This window comes from Thalassospira sp. ABL2_045, assembly GCF_056161285.1.
Genome location: NZ_JBSWYV010000010.1, coordinates 85,005 through 107,841 on the forward strand (window position 1 = coordinate 85,005; position 22,837 = coordinate 107,841).

Below are 22,837 nucleotides of genomic sequence, written 5' to 3' on the forward strand. Positions count from 1 at the left end.
GACATGGCAGGTAATATCCCACAGCCGGTAAATGCGAATGTCCGGGTTCCGGTCGAAGCAGCGGCACAGGAAGGCCGGGCGGGCAATGCCATCGCGCAGGGCGTGGCGGCATTGGCCGGTTCGGCGGAAGAAGCGGGAAACCGTATTCGCACCCGTCGCGAGGCCGTTGACCTGACCCGTGCCATTCGCGGCTTCGAGGAACAGGCCAGAGGCGAATATCGTCGTCTTTTGACCGAAGGTGATTTCAGCGATCCGACCGTTGCCGAAAGTTATGCCGGTCAACTTCGCGAGACGCAAGACCAGCTTTTGAACGATTGGCAGGGCAGCCCGGACAGCAAGGTTCGCCTGTTCGAGCGCCTTGACGGCATCCGCTCACAACTGACAGATCAGGCCGCAGTTACCCAGATTACCGAGGGACGCCGCCTTGTTGCGGATCAGCTTGACGGTACAACCCGCGAACTGGCCGATGCTGCCTATACCGATCCCGGCGCAATGACGGGGTTGTTCGAACGGCTTGACGAAGAACTGGCCGATATGGGTCCGGCATTGACGCAGGAAGATTTCCTTGCGGCACAGGAAGCCGGTCGACAGAACATTATTGTCGGGGCCGCGACATCGTTGCTTGATCGCGGTGATGTTGACGGGGCGGAAGAAATCCTTTCCGTGCCAGGTATCCTTGAAAACCTTGACGCGGGCACGGCGCGGCGCATCCGGTCCCGTGTCGCGACACAGCGACTTGAACTTGACAAGGCCGCGCTGGCTGGTCAGGCCAAGGTTAACGAATTTGCCGCCATCATGGGCCGCGCTCCGACAGCGCAGGAACGTCTGCGACTTGCCGGAATTTCATCGACCGGTGGCAAGGCCCTGCCGGACAAGGTGACAGAGTTCGAAAGTGTTGTCGGCAGGCCTGCCACGGAAGCCGAAGTTCAGAAAATGGCGGGTGCCGATGTTGATAGCGGCGGGTTCGGCTTTGGCAAGGGCATGTCCGGCATTGCGATGGCGAACATGACCAATGGCAGCGCTGAATTTGCCGCAGGCATGATGACGCCGGAAGAAGAACGCAACTTTGAAAGTTCTGTTGTGGCGTATATGACGCCGCAGCGTGACGCAGACACAGGCGCAATCACAATGCCAAGCCTGCCTCCGCACGTTGTCGATGCTTTGCAGCAGCGTGGATACAGCTGGGACATTAATAGTGGCAACCTGATCCGCCCCGGCGGTCAGTCCGTCAATGGTGCGGTCGGTCAAGGCGGCGCCCTGACCGACCAACAGGCCATAGCGCAACAGATGCAGCCGACCGAAACCGAAGTTGACCCGAACAAGACCGCTTGGGCATTGGCCGATAAGGTGACAGGTCCGGGGCCTGCCGCCGTTAATTTCCTTGGCAGCTTGCCGGTCGTTGGCGAAAACTTTGACGATCCGCAGGTGACGCAAGCCAAGTCCTATATCCCGAACCTGCAACGTGACTTGGTGCGCGTCCTGCAAAACAACCCGCGCTATGCCGAGGGTGAGCGCCAAGCCATCGAGCAGGAAATCAATATCGACGGTCAACTGATCGACAACCCGGAAGCATATCGCAACCGTTTGATCGGCATCGATGATGCGCTGCAGAAGCGGCAGGACTTTGCCTATAAAACGGCAAACAACCCGCAGGTCGGGCGCGAGGAACGTGTCCAGGCAATGAACATCCTTAATGCGCTGGCCGACTTCCGACAGAACCTTGGCGTTCCGCCACGGGTGAAAACCGAGCAGGACTGGCAGAACATCCCGGCCGGGCAGCAATATGTTGATCCGAATGGCGTTATCCGCGTGAAAGGCGGCGAGAATGGCGAACAGTAACGCACCATGGGAAAATGATACCGTCGCGGGTGCCGCTGTTGCGCAATCTGCGCAGCCAAACGTGGACGTGCGCCCGCTTGATACCGGCGGGTATGGCGCCTATGTCGATGGCAACCTGATCGGCGGCGGGGCAACACCGGATTTGGCGCGGTCATCTGTTTCCGAAAACAGTGGCGAGGCAATGGCAGGCCAGAACGGTCAGGCATCCGATACCGCTGCACCATGGGAAAGCGACCCGGAACCGACCACCAGCCTTGCCGATAAGGTTTCGACCGTGGGCCGTGGCGCAACCGGATCAATGATCGAAACCGGTGGCACGCTTGCCGGGATGGGCACAGGGGCGGCGATTGGTGCCGCTGCGCCGCCTGTTGCTTGGCCGATTACGATCCCTGCCGGTGCGATCATTGGTGGTATCGCTGGCAACATGGCGGGGAATGAGGCGCGTGACATTGCGTCTGACGTTACGCTTCCCGGTGCCGATGCGCCAATGACCTATGGCAATGTCGATGACCTTCCGCCTGAATTGCGGCCTTATGGCTTTGGCGGTGAGGTTGTTGGGGGTGGTTTGCCGTTTGCCGCGGCACCATTGGCGGCGGCCCGTGCCGGTGCGCGTCTTGCGCCGTCATTCATCGGCAATGGTATCAACAAGATCATTGAAACGGCGGCCCGCGCCCCGCAGGCCTTCACCATGGCGGAAGTGTCGGCGCTTGCCTCGGCTGGCGTGGCGTCCGGTGTTGCGGAAACCTATTATCCGGGGAATGACGCGGTTCGTATCGGTGCCGAAATCACGGCAGGACTTTTGAGCCCGGTCAGCATCGCAACCAGCCTGTCATCGACCGGGGCGTCAACGCTTCGTCGCGTAGCAGGTACTTTCAGCCCCGGCGCGCGCGAAACCCGTGCCGGCCAGATCATTCAGGAAATCGTGCGCGACTTTGGCGAGGATCCGGAGCAGCTTGCCCTTGCCCTGCGTCAATCCGGTCTGCCGGGCCTTGATATGACAGCGGGCCAGAAAACCGGTTCACCGGCCCTGATTGCGATGGAAAAGAAGCTATCGGAAAGCAGTGCAAAATTTGGTGCAGAGGCAAAGGCGCGTGCCGAAGATGGTCTGAAATCCATCGGGGATATGATCACCGCCCTTGCCAGAACCGGTGACCCGGAGGCATTGCGCGCCGCTGCACAGCTTCGTCAGCGTTACTTCAACGGCATTCTGACGGCACGGGTGCAGGACGCCCAGCGCGTGGCGCTTGAAGCCGCAGAAAAGATCACCAAGGACACGCCAGCGGCACGGGCAGAGCTTGGCCGGGTGGCGCGTGACGCGGTTGAAACCGCACTTTCCGAGGCCCGATCCGTTGAACGTGAATTGTGGGGTCGTATCCCAGTGGATCGTGAAGCGAATGCCGGGAATGTTATTTCGGCGTTTGATGATGTTCGTGCAGGACTTCTGGAGGAAGAAAAGCTGCCGTCCATCGTTGAAGGCTTTGTCGCCCGCATGCGCGAGGGGCAGGGCCGCACCGACGTATCGGAGATTTTGCGATTCCGGTCGCGCATGCTCGCACTTGCCCGTGAAGCAGATGCCAAGCAGGAATTCAATGACTCGCGCATCTATGGCCAGATGGCAGAAGCGGCCCTTGATGATCTTTCCGGTATTGGTGACGACGTGGCCCAGACCGTGACAGATGCGCGGGTGTTCTCGCGCCAGCTTAACGAAACATTCCGCCGCACCTTTGCCGGCGCTGCTTCGGCGTCGACCCGCAACGGGGCCGATCGCATCCCGCCTGAATTGCTGGTGCGCCGCGTCTTTGCAGGTGGGGCAGAAGCTACTGCGATGCGTATGGATGAACTGGAACGGGCAACGCGATTTATCCCCGACATGAACATGGCATCGCCGGATGCGCAGCTTGCCGTGGATGAAATGATCGATGCCCAGGAACGCATGTTGCGCATCGCGGCGGCGGATTCCATTGACCCACAAACCGGACAGGTCAACGCCAAACGCCTGTCAAAGTTCATCCGCGACAATGGTGCTGTGCTTGACCGGTTCCCGCAGGCCAAGGCAGATATGCTTGAAGCTGTTAAAAGCAGCGAAGGCATGAAGGCCATGGAGCGGGCCGCAACCGGATCAAGCAAGGCGATTGAGCAGAAGGCCGCATTCTCGAAACTGGCTAACCTTGAAAACCCAGTCGATGCGCTGGGCCGTGCTATTTCTTCTGGCAACGCACCGCTGCGAACCCTTGAAGGCTTTGCCAAAACCGCCAAGCGCGGCGGCGCTGACGGGGTTGAAGGGCTTAAGGCAACCATTCTTGACTATGCCGTGCGGCGCAGTACAGCCAGTTCTGGCGCAATTGATATCGGCGGCATTCGTCGCGTTCTTGAAGCTCCGATCCGACCGGGCCAGCCATCGATCATGGATATCATGACCAAGGCCGGAATCTTCAAAACGGATGAAGTCGAACGCCTCAATACCCTGTTTGATCAGGCCGAGCGTATCATTGATGCCCTGTCAGGTGTTGGTGCGCTTGATGACCTGTCAAATGGCCCTGACATGCTGATTGACATGGTTTCATCCATCATCGGTGCCCGGTTCGGGGCGATGGCCAGTCAGAGCAATGCGTCACTTGTGGCAGCTGGTCGCGGCGCATCAACGGCGCGGAAGATTTTCGACAAGGTGCCACGCGGCAAGGTCAATGACCTTCTGATCGAGGCGGCCAAAGACCCGCGCCTGATGGCCGAACTGATGGAACGTTCAGGATCACTGCAAGAAAAGATCGAACTGGCGCGAAGGATGCACAGTTACCTCTGGCAGATCGGCCTGACCGAGCTATCCGACGACGAATAAAAAACATTCCATGGACCAAAACAACCCCGCCACACGGCGGGGTTTTTTAATGGGAAAACGACATGACGGTACAAGCGAACCTTCCGCCGACCAACAACAACAGTGACGGCACGACAACAACGTTTGAATACAACTTCAAGGTAACGCGCGAAGAGCATTTGACAGCCATGTATACCGTCATTGCCACGGGTGAAACCGGCGATCTTGAGATTGATAGCGTGACGGGCGTTGGCGATGACGGCGGGGGAACCGTTACGTTTGCCGCAGCCCCGGCAGATGGCATGATTGTGACGATAAACAGCATCGCCCCACTGTCACAGATCGAAGCGTTTACCGGCAACAAGTTACCGCCGGCCACGGTTGAACGTGCAATCGATGCACAAGCCATCATTAACCAGCGCCAGCAGTCCGAGATCAACCGCACCGTTCGGTTTCCCGGCAGCGACGAAGAAATTCCGACCCTTCCGGCCAAAGCCCAGCGCGCCGACAAAATTCTTGGCTTCACCGCAGACGGTAGCGATTTCGCGATGGTCGAAGGTGCGGCAGCATCCCAAGCCTATGTAGATCAGGCCGAGGCGCAGGCCGATCGCGCCGTTGCAGCAGCGACTTATCCTTATACCAGCGGTGAACAGAAAACCGGCGCATTCATGCCAGGGGCTGGCGAAAGCCTGACGTTGTTTACCTATAACAGCGGATCGGCGGCGGCAGTCACGTTGCCCGCCCTTTCAGGCTTGGCCGCAGGTTACAACATCGGCATTTGTCGCACCGCAGGAAGTGGCGATATGACGATTTCCGCAGACGACGGCGCACAGATCAATGGTGCCGCCAGCATTGTTCATGCCAGCGACTATCTATGTCTTGATCTCACAATCAATGAAGCTGGCGACGCGTGGGTTGCGGTTGACAAGGCACTGGTCGGCTTGCCGATCGGCACAGGCGCGAACAATCTTGTTCAGCTGAACGAACTGGGAGAATTGCCCTCGGTTAGTGGCGCCAACCTGACCAATCTGGATAGCGCCGATGCTGTAGCCAGAGACATGGCAGCTACTGCTTTGGCGTGGCAACTTACGCAAATTGACTCTTTGTCCGTTGCAGGAGCAAGCCTAGGCAACCTCAAGCTGTCAGACAATTTCCAATCAGACACGTTGTTGACCAGCACGAATGCATTACACAACGCCAGCGGTGACTTCTATACAAACTATAGCGGAACTAGCGACGCTGCTTCTTCCAGCTCAGATTGGCAGTTTGCCAACTCCGGAACCTGGTGGACAATGACTGGCGGCGACGTGGAGCCAGAGACAAACGGTGTCAAAGCATTTGGTGACACTCAGGACCTCACAGGAGATTTTGTGTGGTCAGGCACGTTGTCGGCAGCAGACTGCAAAGGTTTTGAATTCGGCGTCTCCTCGTCCGCTTCTACAGCAACGGGACCGCTATCTAGTTATTCTGGCACTACTTGGGGCGTTACTCTTTACGACGGATTTGGCGCAAGCGCGGAAGTTCGTCCATTTAAAGATGGCGTTTTTGAAACTGCTATCAATATCGAAATCTCGCAAAACGATACTATTGGTCTGCGTCGTTCTGGCTCAACTCTCACCTTGGAAATCAACGGGGAAACGGCATACACCTTCCCTGGGAGTATCGATACAGGGAACAAGTATCGCGCTGTCGGAGCGTCCAATCTCGGCGGGGGCAGCACGACAAACGTTGTCGTTCTTGAAAGCCCAATCTGGGAAGTGGACATTACCGGCCCTGATAACATGACACTTGCCCCAACGGCATCTGCAATCAGTGTCGCGGATCCATCAGATATCGTTGGATACTTTGTCTTCGAGCCCATTGATGTCGCAACTTTTGGGACAGATGTCGTCGGCAAAGTTAGCGTGGACGGTGGCACAACAAAAGAAGCAGGAACGTGGACAAAAGTAGGTGATTTGGGAAGTACTGGGAAAGAACTATATCGGCTGGACGCTGACGTTTCCGCTCAATCAGGATCATCTCTCACCTACGAAATCACAACCTTCAACACGAAAAGCATCCGGTATCACGATTGCATCGGCCTTATCCCATTGTACTGAGGTGAAAATGAGCAAGAGTATTTCAAGGAAAAGGCGAGAATCGTACTTCGATTTTCCCGAGGCTATGTTCCGCAAAGCGGTCTACTCGATGGTCAAATCGCTTCAATCGCAGGGAGTGAAGATTCCGCAGAATATGCAGGATTTCATTGACCACTGCGACAAAGTCAAGCGCGACATCCCCAAGCCAAAGAAAGAGTGACGCCATGAAAACGATTGTCCGTTGTTTCGGGATCGCTTATGCAGCGGTCCTTTTTTTATTGCCTTGGCCCCTCACATCTGGGGCCGAGGCGTCACCGGTCTGCGGGGATCGGTCAAAGGTGATCGACAGTCTCCGCGCCAAATACAGCGAGGCACCTGTTGCTGTTGGTGTCACCAGCAATGGCGGCGTGATCGAGGTTCTTAAGGCCCCGGACAACAGTACATGGACGATCCTGTTCACCTACCCATCTGGGCCAAGCTGTCTCGTCGCCTCTGGCGAGGCATGGCAAGAACTCGAAGACAAACTCAAAGGACCGGCCGTTTAGAGCGGCTTTTTTTATGCGCGTTTAGTGCTGGGGGAGTAGATGGCGGACAACACCAATCAACCGCAAAGGTTTCACATCGAGCGAAGCATCAGCTTCGGTCATCTCCTTACAACCCTAACCCTGATTGTCGGGGCGACGATCTTCTTCGTCAGACAGGAAACGCAGATCGAAGTCCTGAAGACGAATGTTGCCGCCATTGAAAGCCGCATCAACCGGGAAACCTACCGCACGGATGCGGCGCTCTCCGAGATCCGCAGCGCACTTCGGCGCATTGAAGACAAGATCGACCGAAAGGAAGATCGGAAATGAAAGAAGCATTTCTTTACCGGCTTGAAACAGGCGATCACGGGACGTTTGGTCAAATCGAGTTCGGCGGCACGATCAAGCATACAGGTGAGCAGCCTTGGCTTGATAACAAGGCGAACCGGTCATGCATTCCTGCCGGGGTCTATATCGTGCTGTGGACACATAGCCCAGCATTTGGCCGCATGATGCATCTGGTTAGCAAGGTTGAAGGCAGAAGCGGCATTCGCATCCACCCCGCAAACCTGATGGGCGACCGAGACAAAGGTTTCCGGTCGCATCTGTACGGCTGCATCGCGCTTGGTGAACGGATCGGGGCAATGAAGGGGCAGAAGGCTCTTCTTGTCTCACGACCTGCCGTCAGGGCTTTGGAGAAATGGGCTCACGGTGAGCCGTTCAAATTGGAGATTGTTGATGGATTTCAGTGATATTCTCATGGGTGCGACCAGCCTGTTCTCTGGCGGTCTTACCGGTCTGTTTGGCGCGGCCATCACAAAGTTTGCTGAATACAAGCAGCGTCAGCAAGACATCAAGGTTCTGCAGATCAATAACGAGCATGAACTCAAGCTGCGTGATGCCGACGCAAAGATCATGGAACAGGAATGGCAGGGGCGCGAACGCCTTGCGCTTGTCGAGGGTGAAACGCAGCAGCAGGTTGCCGCTGACGAATCCTTTGCTGCCAGCTATCAAATGGAACCGAAGCGCTATTCGGACTTTGAGAATGCGCCTTGGATCGTCCGTTTGTTGCTTGGCTTCCTTGATGTTGTACGCGGCGGTGTTCGCCCGGGTCTGACCATCTATCTTGCCGGGCTGACAACTTCGATTTACTGGCAGTTCCAGGCCATGATCGAAACGTATGCGATTCAGCCAAGCGCTTCGGATGCCATGGATATGATGGGCCTTATGGTTTCCACATTCCTGTATCTGTTTACGACCGCCTTCCTTTGGTGGTTCGGAACGCGCAATAAGCAAACCCCGCCCAAGATCGTTTGATCTTCCATTCTGAGGACCATAAGCCAATAAAAAGACCCCTTCCGCGTTAGACACCGTTTTGGGACTCGTTGAGTTTCCTTGACGGTATTTGGGCGAAAGGGGCCTTAAAAGTCTAACGTCTATCTCAAATAATCATTGAGAAACAACGTTTTAGCGTTATGCGCTGTAGTACATGTCGAATTCGACCGGGTGCGGAGCCTGTTCGAAGCGAATGACTTCTTCCATTTTCAGCTCGATATACGCGCTGATCAGGTCGTCGGTCATAACGTCGCCTTTTTTCAGGAAGTCACGGTCTGCATCGAGGCTTTCAAGCGCTTCACGCAGCGAGCCGCAAACGGTCGGAACTTCTTTGAGCTCTTCCGGCGGAAGGTCATAGAGGTTTTTGTCCATTGCTTCGCCCGGGTGGATCTTGTTCTCGATACCGTCAAGGCCAGCCATCAGCATCGCGGTGAAGGCGAGGTACGGGTTGGCCATCGCATCCGGGAAGCGGATCTCGACGCGCTTGCCTTTGGGCGATGCGGTGTACGGGATACGGCAGGATGCAGAACGGTTACGGGCGGAGTATGCCAGCAGAACCGGTGCTTCGAAGCCCGGGACCAGACGCTTGTAGGAGTTGGTCGACGGGTTGGTGAAGGCGTTCAGGGCCTTGGCGTGCTTGATGATACCACCGATGTAGTACAGAGCGGTGTCAGACAGGTCAGCATAGCCGTTACCTGCGAACAGCGGCTTGCCTTCGTGCCAGATCGACTGGTGGGTATGCATGCCCGAACCGTTGTCACCGAAGATCGGCTTCGGCATGAAGGTTGCGGTTTTGCCATACTGGTGTGCAACCATCTGGATGCAGTACTTGTAAATCTGGATGGCGTCGGCATGTTCGATCAGGGTGCCGAATGCGATACCCAGTTCGTGCTGCGACGGTGCAACTTCGTGGTGGTGCTTTTCGCAACGCACGCCCATTTCGTTGATGTAGTTGACCATTTCGGCACGAATGTCGTTTGCCGAGTCAACCGGCGGGACCGGGAAGTAACCACCCTTCGGACCCGGACGGTGGCCGCGGTTGCCGCCTTCGAATTCGGTGCCGGTGTTGTACGGACCTTCTTCGGAATCAACAGCGTAAGCCATGCTTTCCTGGGTGGTGCTCCAGCGAACATCGTCGAACAGGAAGAATTCCGGCTCTGCACCGAAGAATGCGGTGTCACCGATACCAGCGGCTTTCATGTAAGCCAGTGCGCGTTTCGCGGTCGAACGCGGGCAACGCTCGTAACCCTGGCCGGTGGCCGGTTCGATAACGTCGCAGAACAGGATCAGGCAAGGCTGAGCGGTGAACGGATCAACAACAGCGGTGGCCGGATCCGGCATCAGGATCATGTCGGATTCGTTAATGTCTTTCCAGCCGGCAATCGACGAACCGTCGAACATGATGCCGTCAACAAAGACGTCTTCGTCGATCGTGCAGATATCCTGCGCGGTGTGCTGCCATTTACCTTTGGAATCGGTAAAGCGCAGATCGACAAACTGGATGCCTTTTTCTTTGATCAGATTAAGTACAGAAGCAGCGTCAGACATGATGCAACCCTTTAAAACTCATAAACAGTTACCGTATGGTGTTCTTCTTAAGGCGTGACCGATCAGATCGCGTCGTTGCCCCGTTCACCAGTACGAATACGGATCGCGTCCTCGAGTGAGGAAACGAAAATTTTACCGTCGCCGATACGCCCGGTATGAGCGGCTTGCTGGATTGCCTCAATCGCACGCTCGACCAGCGTGTCCTCGACGACGATTTCCAGCTTTACCTTCGGCAGAAAGTCCACAACGTACTCGGCGCCGCGATACAGCTCCGTATGACCTTTCTGACGTCCGAAACCTTTGGCTTCGGTAACGGTAATCCCTTTGAGACCGATCTCTTGAAGGGCCTCTTTTACCTCGTCAAGCTTGAACGGCTTGATGATGGCTTCAATTTTTTTCATTAGCGCCCTCTGCTTTTTGGCGAGAGTTGCGTTGAACTCTATAAAGCGTAATGCTTCGCCCGCTGACTATTGCACGGACCATGCCAGTTTTCACCGGCCACGGCATTCTAAGGATTCTCGCAGCGAAAACCCAGCAAAACCCATGAAATTTTTAAGATTTTCGGGCATATCGCTGACTGCGTTTTAGGCAAAATGTTCAAAAAATATGCAAACGGCCTGTTTAGAAGACAGGCAGGCCCATTCAATCGGTTACGCGCTTGCCAATCATGGGCCATCATGCAACAGGATTTGCGATGAAAGGGTTCTATCGGGCGCGAAAATGTGCACGATGATCGGGACTCGACCGGAGGCCACCAATCCGGTGATTGACCATAATATAAAGGACGCCTCATGACTGAATTCGTCGGCAATCCGCTTTTCGCTTCGGGCGGGATTACGATCTTTGAAGTGATGAACGAACTGGCCATCAAGCATAAGGCCATCAATCTGGGGCAGGGCGCACCAGATGAAGATGGACCGGCCGATATTCGCGAGGCCGCGGCCAAATCACTGACCGATCTGTCCAACCAGTATCCGCCGCTGGCCGGTGTGCCCGAACTGCTTCAGGCTGTTGCCGATCATAACAAGCGTTTCTATGGCATCGAGGTCGATCCGAAAAAAGAAGTGCTGGTGTCCGTCGGTGCGACCGAAGGTCTGGCCGATGTCATTCTGGGGCTCGTTGCGCCGGGCGATGAAGTCATTCTGATTGAGCCGCTTTATGACAGCTACCTTCCGATGGTGAAGCTGGCTGGCGGCATTCCCAAGCTGGTGCGCGTCACCCCGCCGGAATGGGAATTACCGCGCGAAGAGCTTGAAGCGGCCTTCTCCGACAAGACTAAGCTGATTCTGCTGAACTCGCCGCAAAACCCGTGCTCGAAGGTCTATCGTGAGGACGAGCTGCAATTCATCGCCGATCTCTGCATCAAGCATGACGTGATCGCGCTGTGTGACGAGGTCTATGAGCACCTTGTCTTTGACGGGCGCAAACACACGCCGCTGATGACGTTCCCTGGCATGCATGAACGCACCGTACGGATCGGGTCGGCGGGCAAGACCTTTTCGCTTACGGGGTGGAAAATCGGTTATATCACGGCCTGTGCCAAGCTGATGGAGCCGATCAAGAAGGCGCACCAGTTCCTTGTCTTTACCGTATCGCCGGCACTTCAGCATGGTGTGGCGTTCGGGCTGAACAAGGATGATGCCTATTTCGCGAACTTCACCGCCGAAATGGAAGCCAAGCGCAACTACCTGATGAAGGGCCTTAAGGACGTCGGGTTTGAAGTGCTCGATTCCCAGGGGACATACTTCATCACCTGTGATTTCCGTCCGCTGGGATATGATTGTGATGATGTCGAGTTTTGTCAGATTATGATCAAGGAAGCCGGTGTGGTCGCCATTCCGGTCTCGGCCTTCTATCAGGGCGAAGATGGCGGGGTGCGCCACTTTGTGCGCTTCTGCTTCTGCAAGGACGAAACCAAGATGGACGAGGCGATTGCACGGATGAAAAAGGCGTTTGCCAAGTAATCCGTCCGCCAATCAACGATCAAAACGAAAAAGTGGCGCCAACATATGATTGGCGCTCCTTTTTCGTCTGTCGCAGGTAAGGGTCAGGATTTGACCATTTCCCAGCTGCCGGTTTTGGCAGAGCGGGTGAAGGCATCCAAAATCTGCATATTGGCAATGGCGTCTTCAATCGGGTAATCGACCGGGCTGTCGCCGGCAAAGATTGCGGTCGCAGCTTCGCCTTGCAGGGTGTACTGGTTGCAGACCGGGAATTTGATTTCACGGGCTTCGTCAAAACCCGGCTGTTTCTGGCCGGCAACGCGAATGACCGCTTCGTTTTCCGGTACGGCGTTGAACGGCATCAGGATTTCAATCCGGCCTTCGGTACCCAGAATGTGAACGCGCTGAACCGCCGCCGACTGGGTGCCGCACACAAAGCTTGCCTGCAGGCCGGACCCGAAATCGAGCATGCCCGATACCAAACGGTCGGTTCCGAATTTCGGATCCTTGTCCATCAGCGACACCACACGCACCGGTTCCTTGCCAGTGATAAAGCGTGGGCCAACAATGCAATAGCAGCCGATATCAAGCAAACCGCCGCCGCCAATGTCCTTTTTGTTGCGGACATTGTTCGGGTCGGCGTTGAAATAGGTAAAGATGCTCTGCACGGTCGTAAGCGTGCCGATCTGACCACTTTCAACGATCTTGCGGGCCTCAAGCCATTGCGGGTGATGACGCACCATGAAGGCTTCGAGAACCTGTTTGCCGCTTTTGTCGCGGGCCTCAATCAAGCGTTTGGCATCTTCGGTATGAAGGCCGATCGGCTTTTCGCACAGAACATGTTTGCCGGCCTCAAGCGCCTTGATCGTCCATTCGACATGCAAATGGTTGGGCAGGGGATTGTAAATTGCCTCGATCGACGGATCGGCCAGCAGTTCCTCATAGGAGCCATAGGCGCGCGGAATGCGCATGTTTTCTGCGACCTCACGGGTCTTTTCAAGATCGCGTCCGGCAATGGCCAGGATTTCGAGCTGATCGCTTTCCTGCATGGCCGGAATGACCTTTTCCGTGCCGATCTTGGCGGTGCTAAGAACGCCCCACTTCATTCCGATACTCCGTCTGTTTTTTCTCTTTTGTGGCCTGTGTCCCGGTGCACTTTCCGCGGGTCAGGCAGCCCGCCTGCTGTATTATATGGTGATCCCAACAGCTTTGCGGGTCCGTAATCGAATTGATCTAATTAAGCCATATGTCACGACATGCAAGATGCCCAAAAGGTCAGGGTGGGCAAAAAACTGAAGGATTTAAGGCTTTAGGCCGTGATGGCAAAGCGCAATCCCGCAAAATTCGGCGCTTTGAATGACTTGCCCGTTTTGGCGGGAAAAAAGTGAAAATATGCGCTTGACGTCGCAGGCCTCGGGCCATATAAACCGCGCCACACGATGGCGGGTGTAGCTCAGGTGGTTAGAGCACCAGTTTGTGGCACTGGGGGCCGTGGGTTCAAGTCCCATCACTCGCCCCAAAAATTCAAAGGCTTAGAGGTTTTGCCCTCTAAGCCTTTTTTGGTCTAGGTAGCAAAAGGTAGCAAAAAACTGAGCTATCCGGGCACGTCGGAACTTGGGATGACGTCACATTCCTGACCAAAGTTCTCTCGTTCATACTGCCGCAAAGCCTTGATGCCATATCGGATTGCACCTGCCGCCTTCACAGGTTTGGGGCCCGTACCCTCGCTGCGCCAGAAAGCTAGGGTCGCAGTTGAGATAGGCTTATTGCATCTTCCAAGAATACCAGCCTGTGCCCAACGGTCAGAAACTTGCCGTGATGTCAGAAATAACGGTGTGCTCATGCAGGGGCTCCCAACGCTAACTTGAGCCCGGGCATTAGCCATTTTGATCTTTTCGTCTCAGGCGTCATGTTTAAGTCACTCCATGTTCTTTCATCATGGTAGCGACGAACCCTGTCACTGAAATTTTCTTTCTCTGTGGTTAACTAGCAGATTGAGCTTTGGTAGGTTGTGTGGTTGGTCGTCTGCCTGGTCTGTGACGCAAGCGGACACAAGAAGGCAAATTATTCCCATGGGGTGGCACTATTCCGAGTCAAAATGGGCGATGACCTGCTTTGTCCAGACCATGCGCCGTCAGCTCAATAAACACGGCATTCGCGTTGCTCAGGTCTCGCCGGGACCCGTCGTTTCAGCCCTTCTGGCCGATTGGCCGGAAAAAAACCGCGTAAAGCCAAGGAAAACGGAGCATTGCTTGATCCAGGCGAAGTCTCGGACGCCGTGATCTATATGCTGTCGCGCCCTCGCACTGTCACCATCCGCGATATGATAGTCCTGCCAACAAACTTTGATATCTAACTGTGTGGTCGCTCCAGTAACACTATGATTATTTGGGCAGATCCCGAAACACTCTGCCCAAATGAAATTGTTACCTTTTCTGCCAATTCTGCAGATTTTTTCACCTTTTGTGACGCCGGACGGGAATCAATCATATTATATAACTATTTCCCGTGGTCATCTTTTTGCTTTCCGAAATCATCATATTTTTGAACGATAGCTTGTTCCTGGACCTTTGTCATAATTCGAGGGTGTTGCCAGGGGCTGCAATTGCAAGGGTATCGTCAAAACGAATGGAACTGACTGGTTTGGTCGTGGGTTTTGCTCTGCATATAATTTAGAATAATTCTAAATAACAATTATTGCACTAGAGGAGTGGCGATAATAAGAATACCTCGCATTTGCAAAGTGGGGTGTCTAACTGTGAAAAAAATTCAAAAAGAACCTGGCGGATATCGGATCAAATTGATGCAAACGAGCCTGGTCGCGTTGATGAGCACGTGGTCGTTTGAGGCGCTGGCACAAGACAATCTGTCGATGGATGACGAGACTGTTCTGGATACGGTGCATGTGATTGCGACGAAGGATCAGCTTAAGCAGTCACTTGGTGTTTCGACGATTACAGCAGACGATTTAGCGAAAACACCTGTGGTGAATGATATATCCGAGATCATTCGCAAGATGCCCGGTGTCAATTTTACCGGGGCCTCGACAAGTGGTGAGCGCGGGAACCAGCGTCAGATTGACATTCGCGGGATGGGACCCGAGAATACCTTGATTTTGATCGATGGAAAACCGGTAATGTCAAGAAATGCAGTCCGGCTAGGTCGATCAGGAGAACGTGATACGCGTGGCGATACCAGCTGGGTGCCACCAGAAGCAATCGAGCGTATTGAAGTGATCCGGGGGCCGGCTGCGGCACGATATGGTTCAGGGGCATCGGGCGGTGTCGTCAACATTATTACCAAAAAGCCAGACGAATTTTCAGGATCCATCACCACATTTGCCAATATTCCGGAAAACCCGGAGGAAGGTAAAACATTTCGAACCAATTTCGTGGTTGGTGGACCTGTCCATGAGAAAGTCTCTTTGCAGCTGATTGGTGGATATAGCCACCGGGATGCAGATGATCAGGCCATCAATGAATCTGATTCTGTGTCGGACTTTCCGGCTGCGGGCCGAGAAGGTGTCATCAATAAAGATGTCAGCGCCAAACTGACCCTGATGCCCAGCATGGATCATGAATTCGATGTCGAAGCCGGATACAGTCGCCAAGGCAATATTTATACGCGCGATAGCCAGCGTGCGCCAAACGGTGGATCACAAGACCGGTTGACGGAACTTGCCGGGACGGAAACCAATTCGATGGAGAGGCGCAACTTATCTCTGACGCATGAAGGTTTTTACGATTTCGGTGATTCACTTAGCTACATCCAATGGGAAAATACGCAGAACCGGCGTTTGAACGAAGGTCTGTCGGGCGGTTCCGAAGGGGTGATTGGCAGTGATCTGGAATTCAGCAAAATTACGGTTGATAACCTGACAGCCAAAAGCGAATGGGATCTGCCATTCCATATGGGCTTTGACCAAAATGTCACGCTGGGGGCAGAGTTCCGCGGAGAGTGGATGCATAACCCCGTGTCAATCGGTCAGGAAATAACCGGCGCGTCGAGTATTCCTGGTATTCCGAGCGATCCCGATGACCGTGATCCGGATGCAGAGGCCTGGATGCAAGGTCTTTATGTCGAAGACAATATAATGTTGTCTGATGACTGGATGCTGACGCCGGGGCTTCGCGCCGATTATCAGGAAAGCTTCGGGATTCATTATAGCCCAAGCCTGAATACCAGCTATCAGATGACTGAAGAAGTCGCTTTCAAGCTTGGTGTTGCGCGCGCTTTCAAGGCACCAAACCTGTATCAGGGCACGCCGGGATACTTGTTCTATTCACGTGGCAATGGTTGTGCTGCGGGTTACACATTGTCGGGCGGTTGCTATGTTGTTGGTAATGAGGACCTTGAACCGGAAACCAGCCTAAACAAGGAGTTTGGTGTTTCCTTTGCTGATCGCGACGGTTTGGCGGCAAGTGCAACCTATTTCCACAATACCTACAAAAACCGTATTTCATCTGGTCAGGAGCTGCTGGGCTATGCGAATGCCGCCGAAACCGTCGGGATTTTCCAGTGGGAAAATGTCCCCGAAGCGGTCGTGGCAGGATTTGAGGGTAATTTGACCTATCCGGTATCTGAAAATTTGTCATGGACCACCAATTTTACCTATATGACGGAATCCAAGAACAAGTCTGATGGTCAGCCCCTAAGCCTAATTCCGAAATATACCGTAAATAGCTGGCTTGACTGGCAGGCAACTGATGATCTGAATGTGGTGTTTGCGGCCACACGTTATGGCAAAACCAATGCGGCGACCATTAACGGTGCAACCGGTGCGGAATTGACCAACAGCGAGCCACGCAAACCATACCACCTGTTCAATATTGGCCTGAAATACGCGCTAAATAACAGCTTCAGTCTGTCGACCGGGATCAATAACATTCTGAATACGGAAATATTACGCCGCGCAAGCGGAGCCCAAGCTGGTGCAAACACCTTCAATGAAGGTTCACGCTCTTACTATCTTTCTGTGACGGCGACGTTCTGATCCGTGATCGGCTGATCTTTCAGAAGATAACTTGTACATAAGAAGAGGCCCCGAACAGCAGTATTTTCGGGGCCTTTTCTTTGTTTGAAAATCGTGATTTATCGTGCAGGGTTACTGGTCTCTTTCAGCCAGTCTTTCCGCCTGGGCCAAGGTGCAGTAATGGAGCAACTTGAACGCACCAAGGGCATCTTCGCCGTCAACAAAGGGATGTGTGGTGTCAGGAGCACGGCTTTGAAGATTTTGCATCTTTTCAACGGAACCATCACGGCGCGGATGGTTTGACAGAAACACATCAACATTGTGATGCTGGGCTGCTTTTTCGAAGTCTTCTGCTGATTGGGCATATTCCCGGATGCGATCTTCTTTGGGGCCGAAGTTTAGTCCCGTACCACCCCAAAGCCCGACATGATGGCGCGTTTGGCCGTCTTGGACCGGGAAAATCAACGATATTGTACCAGGCGTATGACCGGGTGTAACAAATAACATCACATTGGTATCACCCAGACTTACGGTTCCCCGGTCATTGATCGTGACATCGCGTTTCGGCGGTTTACCCCAGCGCGGATTTTGGATCATCTGTTCCGGATCTTCGAGCATGTTCCAGTCCTGATCGCTCATCACGACTTTGGGGTGGAACTTGTTAACCAGATATTCCTGGCCACCATAGTGATCACCGTGGCCGTGGGTGATAACAAGGTATTTGATATCTTCCGGATTGAGGCCAAGTTTGATCAGGCCGTCTTCGATATAGCGTTCCGCCTGATCATTATTGTTCAGAGCATCAACGAGAATGATGCCGTCACTGGTCTGAATGGCCCAGCTTGAAACAGACCGGTTGCCGACAAAGTACAGGTTGTCAAACACACGGGTCGGTTCGACATAGGCGCCTTGCCGTCTTTTTTCGCGTTCCTCGGCAGAAAGTTCGCGTTTTTTGGTGCTTCCGGCTGGGCGGGATCCGGCGATACGAAAGCGCGATGATAGATCACAAAGGTTATGCAGGCCGGGATAGTTTTCACCTGCTTTCAGGCCCTTGTCAGCCAGTTCTTTTGATGTCAGTGGTTTCGCATTTGCAGCAGTTGATGCAAGGGCAAGCATCAAACACATCACTGAGGCCGTTCCAATGGTCTTCATGAAGTTACCGTGTTGTTTGTGAGATTAATCTTTATTCTCAACTGAATCTATGATCAAAAATACCGAACGAAAAGCGAGAATAACTGTTCATATTGATCGAAAAATTTGATGAAAAATACCATTCCACGTACCGACATTGAACATTGGGCGGTTTTGCGCGCTGCGGTGCGATCGGGGAGCTTTGCCAAGGCGGCGCTTGAGATTAACCGCAGCCAATCATCCGTGAGCTATGCAATTGCCGAATTGCAAAAGAAACTGAATGTAGACCTTATCAAGACAGTCGGGCGCCGTGCTGTTTTGACCAAAACGGGAGAGCGTCTTTTGATGGCGGCCATTCCATTGATTGACGGTCTGAACCATCTTGAAGAGCGTGCATCTTTGATGGCAAGCGGGCAGAGGCCCTCTTTACGGGTTCTATGCGATTGTCTATTTCCGCGCGATGTTCTTTTTTCTGCGATTACAGAGCTGCAAAATCAGCATCCCCAGACCGAGGTTTCGGTTCAGGAGTTTGTCCGGAAACCGATTTCTTATTTCAAGCCGGAAAGCTGGGATGTCGCGATCGGATATTGGGATGATAGCGGTTTGAACGCGACGCCTTTGATCGATATTGCGCTTCGCCCGATTGTAAGAGCAGATCATCCAATCGCACAGGTCACCAGATCAGAACTTGAAGAGCAATTAGCAGCGATCCCACGCGTGGTCATAGACGTTGAAGATAAGGTCAATCATGACTTTTTGCTCCCCGGGCAGTGGCGGGTCAATTCGCTTGATGCTGCAATTGCTGCCATTCGCTCGGGTAAATGTTACGGGTACGTTCCATGTCATAGTGTAAAAGACGACTTGCAGGCTGGGCGACTGGTGGAGCTTCCCGCCACATCAGACCTGCGTCGTATCCCTTTGGTTCTTGCACTTGGTCGTCAGTTTGACGCGATGTCACTTGCATATGCTTTTGCAGATCTGGTGCGAGATGAAGTCGCATCCGTATTTGGCGAACTATGAAAGTGCCTATTTGGACATTGCCCGATTGCGATCTCGCCATAAGAGCTGGGCATGGGACAGCGCAGTTTCAAATGACATGTCTGAATGCTGTGGCAAGCTGATCAGGGCCGTTGCAGCTGTATATGTGATGATATTTTCCGCCATTTCATCTGTTGCGGACCCGGTCCAGACAGCCTGCCAATGTTCGCGCTGCGTAAAGATATGTCTTGGTGGCGCATCAGCGATCGTGCGATTTCCCGGTGCGATGGTGTCAAGCGATTGTCCGTTACAGATGCGGTAAAGCGGCGTTGTCTTTTGAGGCGCGATTTGCGCAAAATCTCTGACAGAGCCGACAATTGTCGCGTTTTGGTATTTCAACAGATGTGCAACGTCCCGGTAAAGATCACGCTTTGAAAGCTGAGCGGCCCCCAAGATAACGGATTTTGCATTCAGGGGATTTACCAGATGGCTAATATAATGAACCGGCAACCGGGTTTCGACCAACTGGTAAATATCCAGCAATGCTTGCATTTGCGGAGAAATCGCACCCAGCGGCGCATATGCGATGTTTGAGGTGTTGAGAACCTCGCTGGCGTTTTCAAGCGTTGTGCATACCGGAATGGCGCAGTCGTTCATTGCCAGTTCTAGCTTTCCGCTATGTGAACCGTTGCCAAAATAGCCATGCAACAGAATTTTGTGACCTGCTTCTGCCAAAAGCCGCGCGGAGTGGATAAACCATGGTGCATGTCGCCAGTTGGCAGAGATATATGCCGGCCAATCAAGATCCGGCTGGATGCCAACCGGCGCGGTCGATATGATGTTTGCGCGCACGGCCTCAATAAACCCGGCCAATTCTGGCCCCGTGATGCCGCGGTGCTGAATGGTCATCAACAGCGCGCCGATTTGAATTTCATGGGCATGGCCATTCAGGATAATATCAAAACAGTCTTTGGCTTCGCGTTGCGTCAGTGGCCGGCTTTTTCCCGGACCAGGGCAGGTGACGGCAATGTATTTTGCCAGACGCTTGGCAGGGGATGCGCGGTGATCAATCTCTGAGATTTTTCTCGAGAGGGTTTCGGGCGTCGGCGATACATCAAGTTTTGGTTCGCGGCTTGAAGCCAGTGGTGGCATCGGCAAAACCGTGGGGTGTTGCCATTCATTTTCCTCTGCTGCGGATGAGGTCTGATTGCGATCTGCTGTGGGAAAAAGCAACTCTGAAGCTTCGTACGCCAAGGCTCTGACGCGCAGGCGAAGCGATTCTGCAAGTGGCGTAGGGCGCATCCCTTGACCGGTGCGAATAAACAGCTCGTCATCATAAATCTTGCGCAATTCCGACAGGATGCGGCTCATAGCCGAAGTCTGGATGCCAACGTCTTCTGCGGCTTGTGTGACGCTGCCAACTCGTAAAAGAGCATCAAATGCAATCAACAAACGGGTCTTTTGCATCAGTGTGCTGTTTTTTTCGCTTTTTTGATGCTGATTTGCATTCTCAGCTGTTGCGGTGTGGCTGTTTTTCGGTAGTTTAGGCTGCAATTTTCAATGGTCACAATTTGGAATTATTAAAAAATTGTTCGGTTGAACAATCAAGGCAGAGGCAGGTAACTGAATAAGAAACTTGTTTCAGCAGATGCCAAGTTGATGATGCGAGTCTGGCAGATAAGGTGATTTGACATGAATCTTCGGTCTATTGTAAGCATTTTTTGCGGATTACTCCTAGTCGCATTTTCTGCGGCCGGTGCGCCTGCCTATGCCGATGGGGCGGTGGTCACGGTTACTCATGCACAAGGTGAGAGTGACGTTCCATTGACACCGCGAACTGTGCTGACCTTTGATTTGTCTGCACTTGATACGCTGAATGTTCTTGAAGAGCCTGTGGACGGAATACCGGAAATCGCGCTGCCTGAAATATTGGCGCAATTTGGGGATTTGCCAAAAATTGGGTCTATGTTCGAACCTGATTTCGAGGCGATTAACGCCATGGAACCTGACCTGATCATCATTTCGGGTCGTGCCGCGCCAAAGTTTGCCGAACTTTCCGCAATGGCACCAACAATCGATTTGACTGTGCGTCAAGATCATTTTCTTGAAGATGTCTTTCGCAATATCCGGGTTCTGGGCACCGTCTTTGATAAATCGGAAAAAGCGACCGCCGAAATTGAAGGTTTGAAAGAATCCATAGCCTCTTTGCAGGCTTTGTCCGCAAAGGCGGGTAACGGATTGCTGATCATGACCAACGGCGCACGTATGAGCACATATGGCCCGAATTCAAGGTTCGGAATACTGTTTAAAGAATTTGGCGTCGTTCCCGCGGACGAGAATATTAAAGCCGGGAATCATGGGCAGCCGGTATCGTTTGAATATATTCTGGAAACCGATCCGGACTGGTTGTTCGTCATTGATCGCGATTCTGCCATCGGCCAATCAGGCGCTGCTGCAGAGGCTTTGCTGGATAATGACCTGATCCATCAAACGAGTGCGTGGAAAAAAGACCAGATTGTCTATCTGGACTCTGCGTCCTGGTATCTTGTCAATGCGGGGATCGGGTCACTTCACCGCAATATCAAACAGTTGGCTCAGCGTTTTGTTGCTGTTTCCGGCAGTTAACAAAGGTCGCTGATTTTGGCTGGTGCGGTTTCCCGGAAGAAAATCTACGTCATTGCGTGTGTGGCGGTGGTGGCTTTGGCTGTCGCCAGCTTGTTTGTTGGTGTTGCCAACATCTCGCTGATCGATTTCCTTGATGGCACGGTTAGTCAAACCGATTGGCTGGTTCTTCAAACATCGCGAATTCCAAGAACCCTGGCGCTTGTCTTTGCCGGGACAAGTATGGCTGTCGCTGGTGCAATCATGCAGATGCTGGCACGTAACAAATTTGTTGAACCGGCGACAACCGGCACTGTTGAAGCAGCAGCGCTGGGGATGTTGGTGGTGTTATTGTTTGCGCCTGATTTACCGGTTGTCGGAAAGATGCTGGTGGCGGGCGTATTTGCCCTTGCGGGCACCGGGCTGTTTTTGTGGTTGCTGACCAAAATACCATTGCGTTCCGTGGTCATCGTTCCATTGGTCGGAATGATGTTGGGAGGAGTGATCAGTTCCTTTGCGGCGTTCATCGCCTATCGGTTTGATATGATGCAGGCCATGAATGTCTGGACCAGTGGCGATTTTTCGACAGTCTTGAGGGGAAGGTACGAAGTGCTCTGGCTGGCCTTTGGGCTGGCGATCATCGCCTATCGCGGGGCAGATAAATTGACGATGGCCGGTTTGGGACAGGAATTCTCGGTCAGTCTTGGATTGGATTATCGCAAGGTCATGACATTCGGATTGGTGATTATCTCGCTTGTCACGGCATCTGTGGTCGTATCGGCGGGTATGATTCCGTTTGTCGGTCTGATCGTGCCCAATCTGGTCAGCATTGCATTTGGCGATAATCTGAAGAAGACGCTGCCCTGGATCGCCTTGTTTGGCGCGGCAATTGTTTTGGTGTGCGATATTGTTGGACGGCTGATCATCGAGCCATTTGAAGTGCCGGTTGGTGCCGTTCTTGGTGTGATCGGAAGCCTGTTCTTCCTGTATCTGGTTTTGGGCAGAAACGCATATGCCAGATAATGTGATGTCGCGAACCGAAACCGTCAGGCGCCGACTTGGCCCGAACAGAG

19 protein-coding genes and 1 tRNA gene are annotated in these 22,837 nt (G+C 53.5%); 15 read left to right on the forward strand and 5 right to left on the reverse strand.

Annotated elements, in window-relative coordinates; genetic code table 11:
• The first annotated feature begins 3 nt into the window (after nucleotides 1-3).
• The 8 genes from ACXAIA_RS14785 to ACXAIA_RS14820 all read left to right on the forward strand — a co-directional run bounded on the left by ACXAIA_RS14785 (nucleotide 4) and on the right by ACXAIA_RS14820 (nucleotide 8,573).
• Nucleotides 4-1,839, forward strand: coding sequence for a hypothetical protein (locus ACXAIA_RS14785; protein WP_475349999.1), 1,836 nt, complete (start codon nucleotides 4-6; stop codon nucleotides 1,837-1,839).
• Nucleotides 1,826-4,675 (forward strand): hypothetical protein, encoded by a 2,850-nt coding sequence (locus ACXAIA_RS14790; protein WP_475350000.1) that lies wholly within the window; start codon nucleotides 1,826-1,828, stop codon nucleotides 4,673-4,675. Before ACXAIA_RS14785 ends, ACXAIA_RS14790 begins: the two co-directional genes overlap by 14 nt.
• A gap of 62 nt (nucleotides 4,676-4,737) precedes the next feature.
• Nucleotides 4,738-6,753, forward strand: a complete 2,016-nt coding sequence (locus tag ACXAIA_RS14795) for a hypothetical protein (RefSeq protein ID WP_475350001.1) — start codon at nucleotides 4,738-4,740, stop codon at nucleotides 6,751-6,753.
• A gap of 7 nt (nucleotides 6,754-6,760) precedes the next feature.
• Nucleotides 6,761-6,952, forward strand: coding sequence for a hypothetical protein (locus ACXAIA_RS14800; protein ID WP_475350002.1), 192 nt, complete (start codon nucleotides 6,761-6,763; stop codon nucleotides 6,950-6,952).
• Between the two features lie 118 nt (nucleotides 6,953-7,070).
• Nucleotides 7,071-7,277: a hypothetical protein gene (locus ACXAIA_RS14805; RefSeq protein WP_475350003.1), complete on the forward strand. Its 207-nt coding sequence runs from the start codon at nucleotides 7,071-7,073 to the stop codon at nucleotides 7,275-7,277.
• 39 nt (nucleotides 7,278-7,316) lie between these two features.
• Nucleotides 7,317-7,586 carry a hypothetical protein gene (locus tag ACXAIA_RS14810; RefSeq protein WP_475350004.1) on the forward strand — a complete coding sequence of 90 codons (270 nt, stop codon included), beginning with the start codon at nucleotides 7,317-7,319 and terminating at the stop codon, nucleotides 7,584-7,586.
• Nucleotides 7,583-8,008, forward strand: coding sequence for a DUF5675 family protein (locus ACXAIA_RS14815; protein ID WP_475350005.1), 426 nt, complete (start codon nucleotides 7,583-7,585; stop codon nucleotides 8,006-8,008). The genes ACXAIA_RS14810 and ACXAIA_RS14815 overlap by 4 nt, the downstream gene beginning before the upstream one ends.
• Nucleotides 7,995-8,573, forward strand: coding sequence for a hypothetical protein (locus tag ACXAIA_RS14820; RefSeq protein WP_475350006.1), 579 nt, complete (start codon nucleotides 7,995-7,997; stop codon nucleotides 8,571-8,573). The genes ACXAIA_RS14815 and ACXAIA_RS14820 overlap by 14 nt, the downstream gene beginning before the upstream one ends.
• Before the next feature lie 156 nt (nucleotides 8,574-8,729).
• Here ACXAIA_RS14820 and glnA read toward each other — a convergent pair whose 3' ends face one another.
• Nucleotides 8,730-10,139 (reverse strand): type I glutamate--ammonia ligase, encoded by a 1,410-nt coding sequence (gene glnA, locus ACXAIA_RS14825; RefSeq protein ID WP_475345660.1) that lies wholly within the window; start codon nucleotides 10,137-10,139, stop codon nucleotides 8,730-8,732.
• Between the two features lie 62 nt (nucleotides 10,140-10,201).
• Nucleotides 10,202-10,540: a P-II family nitrogen regulator gene (locus tag ACXAIA_RS14830; protein WP_007091888.1), complete on the reverse strand. Its 339-nt coding sequence runs from the start codon at nucleotides 10,538-10,540 to the stop codon at nucleotides 10,202-10,204.
• Nucleotides 10,541-10,930: 390 nt separating this feature from the next.
• Between ACXAIA_RS14830 and ACXAIA_RS14835 the strand changes: the two genes are divergently transcribed.
• Complete coding sequence (locus ACXAIA_RS14835; RefSeq protein WP_475350007.1) at nucleotides 10,931-12,103, forward strand: aminotransferase; 1,173 nt, start codon at nucleotides 10,931-10,933, stop codon at nucleotides 12,101-12,103.
• 83 nt (nucleotides 12,104-12,186) lie between these two features.
• Here the strand turns inward: ACXAIA_RS14835 and ACXAIA_RS14840 are convergent, their stop codons facing one another.
• Nucleotides 12,187-13,188, reverse strand: coding sequence for a Gfo/Idh/MocA family protein (locus tag ACXAIA_RS14840; RefSeq protein ID WP_475350008.1), 1,002 nt, complete (start codon nucleotides 13,186-13,188; stop codon nucleotides 12,187-12,189).
• A 336-nt stretch (nucleotides 13,189-13,524) separates the two neighbouring features.
• On the opposite strand from ACXAIA_RS14840, the gene ACXAIA_RS14845 reads away from it, so the two are divergent.
• The 3 genes from ACXAIA_RS14845 to ACXAIA_RS14855 all read left to right on the forward strand — a co-directional run bounded on the left by ACXAIA_RS14845 (nucleotide 13,525) and on the right by ACXAIA_RS14855 (nucleotide 17,075).
• Nucleotides 13,525-13,601, forward strand: a tRNA-His gene (locus tag ACXAIA_RS14845).
• 517 nt (nucleotides 13,602-14,118) lie between these two features.
• Entirely contained in the window at nucleotides 14,119-14,364 is a 246-nt protein-coding gene (locus ACXAIA_RS14850; RefSeq protein WP_475350009.1) for an SDR family NAD(P)-dependent oxidoreductase, read from the forward strand.
• Between the two features lie 521 nt (nucleotides 14,365-14,885).
• Entirely contained in the window at nucleotides 14,886-17,075 is a 2,190-nt protein-coding gene (locus ACXAIA_RS14855) for a FepA family TonB-dependent siderophore receptor (RefSeq protein ID WP_475350010.1), read from the forward strand.
• Between the two features lie 111 nt (nucleotides 17,076-17,186).
• Here the strand turns inward: ACXAIA_RS14855 and ACXAIA_RS14860 are convergent, their stop codons facing one another.
• Nucleotides 17,187-18,206, reverse strand: coding sequence for an MBL fold metallo-hydrolase (locus ACXAIA_RS14860; RefSeq protein WP_475350011.1), 1,020 nt, complete (start codon nucleotides 18,204-18,206; stop codon nucleotides 17,187-17,189).
• Nucleotides 18,207-18,314: 108 nt separating this feature from the next.
• Between ACXAIA_RS14860 and ACXAIA_RS14865 the strand changes: the two genes are divergently transcribed.
• Nucleotides 18,315-19,205 carry a LysR family transcriptional regulator gene (locus ACXAIA_RS14865; protein WP_475350012.1) on the forward strand — a complete coding sequence of 297 codons (891 nt, stop codon included), beginning with the start codon at nucleotides 18,315-18,317 and terminating at the stop codon, nucleotides 19,203-19,205.
• A 6-nt stretch (nucleotides 19,206-19,211) separates the two neighbouring features.
• Here ACXAIA_RS14865 and ACXAIA_RS14870 read toward each other — a convergent pair whose 3' ends face one another.
• Nucleotides 19,212-20,717, reverse strand: a complete 1,506-nt coding sequence (locus ACXAIA_RS14870; protein WP_475350013.1) for a glycosyl transferase family protein — start codon at nucleotides 20,715-20,717, stop codon at nucleotides 19,212-19,214.
• Nucleotides 20,718-20,855: 138 nt separating this feature from the next.
• Here ACXAIA_RS14870 and ACXAIA_RS14875 point away from each other — a divergent pair, with 138 nt between their 5' ends.
• Both ACXAIA_RS14875 and ACXAIA_RS14880 read left to right on the forward strand, forming a co-directional pair.
• Nucleotides 20,856-21,788: a siderophore ABC transporter substrate-binding protein gene (locus ACXAIA_RS14875; protein ID WP_475350014.1), complete on the forward strand. Its 933-nt coding sequence runs from the start codon at nucleotides 20,856-20,858 to the stop codon at nucleotides 21,786-21,788.
• 69 nt (nucleotides 21,789-21,857) lie between these two features.
• Nucleotides 21,858-22,787: an ABC transporter permease gene (locus ACXAIA_RS14880; protein WP_475350064.1), complete on the forward strand. Its 930-nt coding sequence runs from the start codon at nucleotides 21,858-21,860 to the stop codon at nucleotides 22,785-22,787.
• The last annotated feature ends 50 nt before the right edge of the window (nucleotides 22,788-22,837 follow it).